This window comes from Neobacillus drentensis, from assembly GCF_036965245.1.
GTDB lineage: Bacteria > Bacillota > Bacilli > Bacillales > Cytobacillaceae > Neobacillus > Neobacillus drentensis_G.
The window spans coordinates 1-8,936 of record NZ_JBALPG010000042.1; the positions used below are offsets into that span (position 1 = coordinate 1).

Consider the following 8,936-nt stretch of genomic DNA (forward strand, 5'->3'; position numbering starts at 1 on the left):
TTATTCCTTTAGAATAAAGGAAATGGAAGAACATCATATATTATATATGGAGATACAAAAGCTGGCCGAATTAGAATACATGCTTCCAAAAAAATCTGTTTCCTAACCATATTTATTTTTAAATTCTATATCACAATTTACAATATTAAAACGGGCTGAATCCGAAATTCAGCCCGTTTTCTATATATCATGGGATTCAAAGTTTTGTAAAATACCGTGTTTTAGACTCCTCTATTTTACCGGTTTCTCATTTTAAGGCATGTTTGCACAATTTTTTTATTGGCATATTCGTTTTTCTGAATAGCAGCAGTGCGGTTATTTCATCTATAATTCATTGCTTCATTTATTTTACAAAAAACCCCCGCTCATTATAAATGGAAATCCTGATCACTACGTTTCTCAAGATTCTTGGTGGTTTTACTTAGTTCAACCTCTTTCTGGTCTTTAAAGGTTCCCATGATAATATCCATAGAAGGATTCGTTACACCATACCAGAAATTTTCATTTTTGAAATGATGCCATAAATGGATTTTTTTCATCCAGCGGCCCCAGGGGGATAACGGCTGGAATGGGCGATGTGCTCGATAATGTACCCATTCATAATATAGTAGAAATAGAATAACTCCTGTGATAAAGGCATTCGTGATGATAAGGCTTGCTGTAATGTAGTAAACAATTCCGCCAACAACGATGATATTAGGCAGGCTATACCAGAGTGGCAAAAATAATAGATGTAAATTGTTAGGATCTGAGTGATGATCATAGTGGATTCGTTTAAGCAACTTTAAAAAGAATGCATTCTTGGGCGGTTTCATATGGAAGAGAAACCGATGTGTCAAATATTCACTTATTATATAGCCTACAATTCCCAATACAAAAGAGACCCAAGTCCCTAATGACGACAAGTGAGGTAGCATAAAGCCAAAACAAATGAGGAAAATGAGACTCATAACAAAAATATCTGGAAATAAAAAGAATTGTTTTAGATACTTGTCTTTCATTTAAATCGCCTCCACCCTAGTTTTTTTCTGAACGGTTCTTCCAAAGCATCAAGCTCTTCTCCATCGTCTCTTTTGTAATCTTTTCAGCTTCTTCAGGGGTTCCATTTAATGAAGCCGCTAAAAGGTCTTGGTAATATTCAAGTGATACTCTTCTATGCTCCCCCGCTGAAAAATATCTCTGAGCCATTTTTATATAAAAGGAATTGAAGCTGTTTAAAATCAATAAATAGACCGGATTAGGTGAAAGACCTGCTAGGCCTTTCTGTAAATCCCAATCATAGTAAGCGTAGCTATTAGAATCGTCGTTCAATTGGTCTAAATCAGCAAGCAAAGCAACCACTTTAGGCCGATTCCATTCAACTGCATCATGAACATACGTTGAAGCCAGTGATTTTCTTATTTCCAACAAGTGAACAATAAAGTCATCGGTAACAATATCATGGTTTTGGATAATATGAGCAAGTGTGGTTAGATTTCCATCGTGCCAATAATCGTTTACAACTGCTGGCTGTCCCTGCCTAATCGTAATCCATTCATCCCTCCCTAACCGCTGTAGTGCCTCCCTAACTGTAGGACGACCAACCCCGAATTCTTTTGCAAGTTCCCTTTCCGAAGGGAGTGGACTTCCCATTGGATAGTCACCAGCCAGAATAGCCTTACACAAATGCTTTTCAATAATATCTGAAGAACGTTCCTTTTCCATTACTCAAATTGACCTCCAAAATGAATTGGTATTACAAGTTATTGATAGTGGTAATACCAGTATCTTATAATAAATTTGAATATTTTGTCAATTGAATTTTAAAAATGATTACCATTTTTCTTTTTTCTATTAGGCATTTGTTTTCATCGAAAAAAGGATAGATCTGCAGATTTCATCTACTCGTATCTATCCTGTTCCGTTTATAAAAATGAACAGTCCTTATTTCACTGTTCCTAAAGTTTAATATTGCAAATCTGATAAAAATATAGGCGTAAACCGCCAGTTGTTTTAAATGTATTTTAAATAAAAATGGTGTGGTAAATCCTCATCCTATTGACAAGAATTCCCACACCATCATTATTAAGGTACGATATTCCCTGCAGCTTTATATATTTGATACCATTCTTCTCTTGACAATCTAATTTCAGCGCCCTTACAAGCGTCTTTCATTCGCTCTGCATTGGTCGTTCCAAGAACCACCTGAATGTTAGCTGGATGACGAGTAATCCAGGCAGTAGCTATGGCTGTGTTCGTAACGCCATATTTCTCGGCAATACTGTCTACCACTTCGTTCAGCTTTGGAAACCTTTCTACATCACCTAAAAACGAACCTTCAAAGAAGCCGTGCTGGTATGGGGACCATGCTTGCATCGTGATATCATGCAGACGGCAATATTCCAAAATGCTGCTGTCACGGTTAATCGCTTGGTCATTCTTCATGTTTAGAGCAATACCCGAGTCAATCATTGGTGTGTGAGCAATACTGAATTGAAGTTGATTTACCACCAGATTGTAAGGGATGTATTTTTGTAAAAGTTCAATCTGGGCTGGATTATGGTTTGATACACCAAAATGCTTAACCTTTCCGCTCGCATGAAGATCTTCAAACGCCTCAGCTACCTCCGCAGGTTCCATTAGTGGATCAGGACGATGAAGAAGCAAAATATCTAGATACTCAGTTTTTAATCGCTTTAATATACCGTTAACAGACTCAATGATATGCTCTTTCGAAAAGTCAAAATAGCCTTCCGGGGAAATAATACCGCATTTACTCTGCAGAATCATTTTTTCACGTATGCTGGAATTCATTTGAATCGCTTCGGAAAAAATCTCCTCACACTGTCCCTTCCCATAGATATCTGCATGGTCAAAGAAATTAATCCCCTCATCCAATGCTGTCCGGATTAACTTTTCAGCTTCAGGCAAAGATAACTGTGTTAAACGCATATTACCCATAATCATGTTAGATACTTGTAAATCAGTGTTTGCGATGTTTATGTATTTCAAATGAGTCCCTCCTTGTATTGTATTCACTTTCATTATACTCTTGAAAGGCAGCATATTAATAATACAACGCTTACTCGAGCAAATGTAGTTGGTTGTTCATTCATTTACATTCATCACTAGTTGAACCTTGCCGCTCCAACTCTAGGAGTCGTGTCTTCATTTCTAATCCACCGCGATAGCCGGTAAGTGAGCCATTTTTTCCGACAACACGATGACAAGGCACAGTAATTAACACTGGATTAGCACCAATTGCCGCTCCGACTGCACGTACTGCTGCTGGTTTATTGATACGGTTCGCAATGTCGGAATATACTCTAGTCTCTCCAAACGGAATTTCACAAAGTGCGTTCCATACAGCAACTTGGAACTCCGTCCCATGATAATCAAATGGAACAGTAAAATCCTTGCGATTCCCATCAAAATATTCAATTAGTTCAGCTGCAAAAGACAATAGCTTCTCCCTGTCTTCTACTAGAGGACTGTCCGGAAACCGTTTCTCTGCCCAAACAGACAGTTCTTCAAATTGCTTATTTTGTGAGCCTACGTAACATAGCCCTTTCTTTGTTGCCGCAATATATAAGTTCCAATCTTTATAATTGAGCAGTGACCAATATATAGGTGTTTTATTTTGTGCTTTCATTTTGCCATTCCTCCGATTTCTCATTTCGAAATTGTGCGGGTGTATGGCCCGTAATTTTTTTAAATAGTGTAATAAAATAGGGTGTATTTGACACTCCTACTGACTTCGCTACATCTGCAATCGATCGATCCGACTGACGCAAATATATTTTGGCCATATTTATTCTAAGCTGATGAATATATTCAACTGGTGTGATGCCAATAATCTTTTTAAAAGTCCGGTGCAAATGATAAGGACTTCCATGGCTAATTTCTGCCAATGTTTCAAGCGTGAGCTTTTTATTATAATTTCTACTAATGTATTCTGTAATTAGTGCAACCCATTCGTTTTCTGGTAAGCGTTCATTCGTGGGTTTACAGCGTTTACACGGACGAAACTTCGCAGTTAGTGCTTCTTCAGCACTTTGAAAAATACGAACATTTTCTTTTTTAGGAACTCGTGATTTGCATGATGGTTTACAGAAAATTCTCGTGGTCTTTACACCATAAAAAAATTGATTATTGTATGATGCATCGTTGCCGATAATGGCCTGCCATTTTTCATCTGTCATGATTCCATCACAAGGATTCTTTTGAAACTCTATTCCCATTTAGACCACCTCTCAATTATTATAGCTCCAGTTCTAACAGAATGTAGGTTTTCGGGATAAAAAAGCAAGATATTGAAATTATTTTTTGCAATAATAAGTAGAAAAAGAGCTGGAGGGATGTATGTGTCAGAAGTACAAAAAACGAATGACTTTTTGGAAGACACTAATGGAGAAATATTTATTGAATTGCCGGCAGATTTTAATCTAAAAGCAAATCTTGGCTATTTAGTGCGGAACAAGAATGAATGTATGTTTGAGGTCGAAAATGAAATTATTTCCAGGATCATTGTTGTTGGCAAAAAACGTACTTTAGTCCAAATTAATGTCAATGAACATAATCAGATGATTGTTCATTTTTTAAAAGAATCTAAACCTCTTATTCAGTCGGAGCGTTCAGAGGTTATCAGATTCATTCGTGAATGGTTTGATCTTGATCGCGATTTAATCCCTTTTTACGAAATGGCAAAAGCAGACCCCCTTCTTAATTGGCCTGTCCAAGAATTTCACGGCTTACGATTAATCGGCGTCCCTGATTTATTTGAGGCCCTCTGCTGGGGAGTTTTAGGTCAGCAAATTAATCTAGCATTTGCCTATACTTTAAAGAGACAATTTGTCGAAAAGTTTGGTGATTCTATCGAAAAGAGTGGCAGGAACTATTGGGTTTTTCCCTCTTATGAACAAATCGCTAAATTATCCCCTGGAGATCTGGCAGATATAAAAATGACCGTAAAAAAGAGTGAATATATTATTGGCATTGCCCAATTAATGGCCAGCGGGGAATTATCGAAAGAAAAATTATTTGGAATGGATACTCTTAAAGATGCTGAAAAAAGTTTAATTAAAATCCGCGGGATTGGTCCTTGGACAGCGAACTATGTAATGATGCGCTGCTTGCGACTTACCTCAGCTTATCCGATTGATGATGTAGGACTGCATAACTCCATCAAACATCTAACCGGTTCAAAGAAAAAGCCTACAAAGGAAGAACTCTTAAAGCTTGCATCAAGGTGGGCCAATTGGCAAGCGTATGCGACATTTTACTTATGGCGTGTTCTCTATTAAAAAATCAACAATAAAACCTATATGCGGGTCATAACATTAAAGGCATCGGTCAGAAACGGCGGATGTCATCTTTCTTTACACATTTGATTCCCCATTTTTGTCGTACTCACCTATTTAAGACTAATCTTTTACCGCCTCGGATATGATTTGCCGGATTCATATACGTATTGTTCTTTAACATTTACTCAAAACAAGCACTTAAATTTTGTAATAAGACATATAATTTTAAATAGGAGTATATTTGTAAGCCTTAGCAATAAATAATTGGTACTTAATTGGTCAGACAGAGGATTCAAGCAGGGGGGAATTGGATGGCAGTAGTAAAAGCAACAAGTTCAGATATTGACCTCTTAGCAAGGTTACTTCGGGCAGAAGCTGAAGGAGAGGGAGAACAAGGGATGCTGCTTGTTGGGAACGTAGGAATAAACCGAATAAGGGCAAATTGTAGTGACTTTATTGGAATAAGAACGATCCCGGATATGGTCTATCAGCCTCATGCATTTGAAGCAGTACAGCATGGTTATTTTTATCAAAGAGCTAGAGAACAAGAAAAACGTTTAGCCCGTCGGTCTGTTGATGGAGAAAGGTTCTGGCCAGGAAAATTCAGTTTGTGGTATTTTAAACCTCCTGGTGATTGTCCGCAAACCTGGTACGATCAGCCATTTGTAGGAAGATACAAAAACCATTGTTTTTACGAACCTACAGCTGAAACATGTGAAAACGTTTATAACACTTATTAAGATATGAATTACTTTTCTTTTTCATTTGAATTGGAGAAGTGAAGCTAACCATGTAAGTGAATCAAATACTGAATAAATAACTAGGAATCCTACAACCACGTATTTCAGACTGTTTACCTCCATATGCGTTTTTGCCATCGGGTCAAGTTTTTAAGGTTATCCTTGTTCAACTTTTTTTAATTCTATCCATTTTGGATTTAGCTAATTAAGGCTAAGAATCCTTTAACAAGCTAAATCCAAAAGGATATTAGGTTAATAAGTTGAACAAGGAATAACTCCACTGAAACACCTTCTAATAACATATGAGTAGCTGGGATAACAGTACGCAAGATGCGAAATGTGGTGTACACAAAGAATCTAATTTACATAATCACGACGAAGATAGTAATGGAACTGATGGCGACACAAAAACTTAAGTCTCCTCAACCCTTTTTTAAGGAGCGAAAACACTCTATAACTAAATAAAAGCTAATAAAAACAATTTTCAATTCATACAATAATACTCCAACTGAATTTTTATTTTAAGTAAAATTTGCTTTTTTATCATTTAAATATATAATAAATGTGAACTCTTATTTGGAGGGATAAATTTGGACATTGACCTGGAATTACAGGGAAAAGATGCCTTTTGTGAAGTTATTTTAGAAGGAAATTTTAATCAAATCGCCATATGGAAAGATGGTGAGTGGTCTGTTGTTGATTCTCCCTTATATCATGCTAAATCAAAGGAAGAGAAACCAATATATATCCTAAATGAAAAGGATTTATTAAACTCGTATGAAAATGAGGATTTTTTGGAGATGCTAATTAATCAAATTGACGAATTGTTTAGTATGGTGTCTTAAAAAGAATTAACCTATCAAGTCAAATGAACATACAGTCGAATTAAATAATGTTTTCTAGATTCTTCACACGCTAAATATAAATAGCGTGTTTTTTATTTTTGTCAAGGATGGAATTAGCTATGAACACCTAATGTTTTGTTATTCATATTCAATCTCTCATTATATGAATACTTTTGTAAATCTGATACAAAATATGGCGTAAGGTTTGATTCAAGTAATATACCTTAAGAAAAAAGCCTATGGTTCTAGCAAAAGAACCATAGGCTTTTCAAAGCAATTAGAAGAATCGTTTTTTCCAGAATATTAATGCAGTAGAACTGGCTAATACGATGGAAATTACGATAGCGATCAAAAATCCATACTTGTAATGTTGAAATGGTAGTGGAACATTCATACCATAAAAACTTGCAACCATTGTAGGTAAAGCTAAGATTATAGTAAAGGATGTCAAAAATTTCATTACAATATTTAAGTTATTTGAAATAACTGATGCAAAAGCATCCATCATTCCACTTAAAATCGATGAATGCGTTTCAGCCATCTCTATAGCTTGTTGATTTTCAACAATTACATCCTCTAACAGTTCCTTGTCATCTTCAAACATTTTTAAGTAATTGCTTTTTAACATTTTCTGCATTACGATGTTATTTGATTTTAAAGAAGTCGTGATATAAACTAAACTTTTTTCCAAATTTAATAGCGTAAAGAGTTCCTTGTTTTTCATTGACTGATGTAATTCTTTTTCAATTTCATCTGTCTTTTTGTTGATTAATTTTAAATTTTTAAGAAACGAAGTCGCAATTAAATAAAGAATTTGGAATGAAAATCTTGTTTTTTTGAATGTAAAAAATTGCTTTACTTTATTCTGAACAAACATGTGAAAAATCGGATTGTCTTTCAAACAAACGGTTATAAAACAACCGTTAGCGATAATCATTCCTAATGGGATCGTATCATATATGTCTAAACCACTATCGTCCTTTGACATTAGAGGTAAATTGACAATGATCAATACATTATCATCATCTTTTTCAATCCTTGACCGCTCCTCTTCGTCTAATGGATCTTTTAGAAAGTCTAATGGGATTTGTGCTTTATTAACAACTTCGTTAATCTCTTGTTCCGTAGGTGATATAAGATTAACCCAACATCCTTTGGTAATTTCTGTTGTTTCTTCAAGTATTCCTTGTTCATTTGTCAAATAAATGTTCAACATCAATATAACCTCCTCATTTGTATTGAGGAAGTCAAAATTGCCCCACCCATAGCAAAGAGCTGATTTTTTTATCTGTAATCAACCTTCTGAGGAATGGTACGTTATTAACTTCCCCTCTGCACGACCTGGGATCAGGTTCGTTACAACTTCGACTACTCAAAAAATATCAACTCCTTTTAAATATAATGGATAAAGTACCTTCATATCATACACTTACGGTTTAGACTTGTAAACTTGTATTTGTCTTACTTTATAAATTGAATTACATTAAAACCAAATTAGTTTAACAAGAAAAAGGTATAAATCACTCATTTTTTAAGTAATTATACCTTTTGGCATTTATTGCTTATCATGATTGTTAGATTCATTACCAAATAATTTCTTATTAAAAGCAAGTAAACGATTGAATTTGTCGTAAGCTTATTCCGAAATATACCCATCTATTTCCAGTCCAACGCCACCCTGCGACAGAGGTTCTACCAACGAATGTTGGATAAAACCAAAATTGCTGAAAATTTCTTAGCCATACATACGTATATCTGAATAAACATCTTCTAATACTGCCTGGATCCACTGCAAAGGTTTGTGCTTGTTGTGTTTGTGCTGGAATAAAAGATGGCGGTGGTGCAGTTGGCTGTCCAGCCTCTGGCCCTTGACCTGGTGGTGGAAACCCAGGTGGTCCTTGTGGTGGTCCCATTTGGGGAAAAGATGTTCCAAATTGTCTTTCATCAATGGTTGTATGATAATAATTCTCCAGTTGGGATGGAGTTGAATAATATTTAGTTTCCTGACTATATGGATTGTTAGTATACATATGCATATGACTAGGATACATAAAATGAACTCCTTTACT

At 35.5% G+C, this 8,936-nt stretch carries 10 protein-coding genes; 3 read left to right on the forward strand and 7 right to left on the reverse strand.

Annotated features, from left to right (window positions below; translation table 11 throughout):
• Positions 1–368 precede the first annotated feature (368 nt).
• The 5 genes from V7150_RS10465 to V7150_RS10485 form a co-directional block, all read right to left on the reverse strand.
• Positions 369–1,001 (reverse strand): sterol desaturase family protein, encoded by a 633-nt coding sequence (locus tag V7150_RS10465; protein ID WP_335517311.1) that lies wholly within the window; start codon positions 999–1,001, stop codon positions 369–371.
• 16 nt (positions 1,002–1,017) lie between these two features.
• Positions 1,018–1,704 (reverse strand): GntR family transcriptional regulator, encoded by a 687-nt coding sequence (locus V7150_RS10470; RefSeq protein WP_335517314.1) that lies wholly within the window; start codon positions 1,702–1,704, stop codon positions 1,018–1,020.
• Positions 1,705–2,064: 360 nt separating this feature from the next.
• Positions 2,065–2,991: an aldo/keto reductase gene (locus tag V7150_RS10475; protein ID WP_335517316.1), complete on the reverse strand. Its 927-nt coding sequence runs from the start codon at positions 2,989–2,991 to the stop codon at positions 2,065–2,067.
• Between the two features lie 100 nt (positions 2,992–3,091).
• Positions 3,092–3,631 (reverse strand): methylated-DNA--[protein]-cysteine S-methyltransferase, encoded by a 540-nt coding sequence (locus V7150_RS10480; RefSeq protein ID WP_335517319.1) that lies wholly within the window; start codon positions 3,629–3,631, stop codon positions 3,092–3,094.
• Complete coding sequence (locus V7150_RS10485; protein ID WP_335517321.1) at positions 3,615–4,220, reverse strand: bifunctional transcriptional activator/DNA repair enzyme AdaA; 606 nt, start codon at positions 4,218–4,220, stop codon at positions 3,615–3,617. The genes V7150_RS10480 and V7150_RS10485 overlap by 17 nt, the downstream gene beginning before the upstream one ends.
• A gap of 123 nt (positions 4,221–4,343) precedes the next feature.
• Between V7150_RS10485 and V7150_RS10490 the strand changes: the two genes are divergently transcribed.
• The 3 genes from V7150_RS10490 to V7150_RS10500 all read left to right on the forward strand — a co-directional run bounded on the left by V7150_RS10490 (position 4,344) and on the right by V7150_RS10500 (position 6,867).
• Positions 4,344–5,282 carry a DNA-3-methyladenine glycosylase family protein gene (locus V7150_RS10490; protein ID WP_335517322.1) on the forward strand — a complete coding sequence of 313 codons (939 nt, stop codon included), beginning with the start codon at positions 4,344–4,346 and terminating at the stop codon, positions 5,280–5,282.
• A 311-nt stretch (positions 5,283–5,593) separates the two neighbouring features.
• A complete protein-coding gene (locus V7150_RS10495; RefSeq protein ID WP_283922364.1) occupies positions 5,594–6,022 on the forward strand; it encodes a cell wall hydrolase in 429 nt (142 codons plus the stop codon).
• Between the two features lie 590 nt (positions 6,023–6,612).
• Positions 6,613–6,867 (forward strand): hypothetical protein, encoded by a 255-nt coding sequence (locus tag V7150_RS10500; RefSeq protein ID WP_335517323.1) that lies wholly within the window; start codon positions 6,613–6,615, stop codon positions 6,865–6,867.
• 277 nt (positions 6,868–7,144) lie between these two features.
• Here the strand turns inward: V7150_RS10500 and V7150_RS10505 are convergent, their stop codons facing one another.
• Positions 7,145–8,083, reverse strand: a complete 939-nt coding sequence (locus tag V7150_RS10505; protein ID WP_335517326.1) for a magnesium transporter CorA family protein — start codon at positions 8,081–8,083, stop codon at positions 7,145–7,147.
• Positions 8,084–8,468: 385 nt separating this feature from the next.
• A complete protein-coding gene (locus V7150_RS10510) occupies positions 8,469–8,918 on the reverse strand; it encodes a hypothetical protein (protein WP_335517328.1) in 450 nt (149 codons plus the stop codon).
• Between the last annotated feature and the right edge of the window lie 18 nt (positions 8,919–8,936).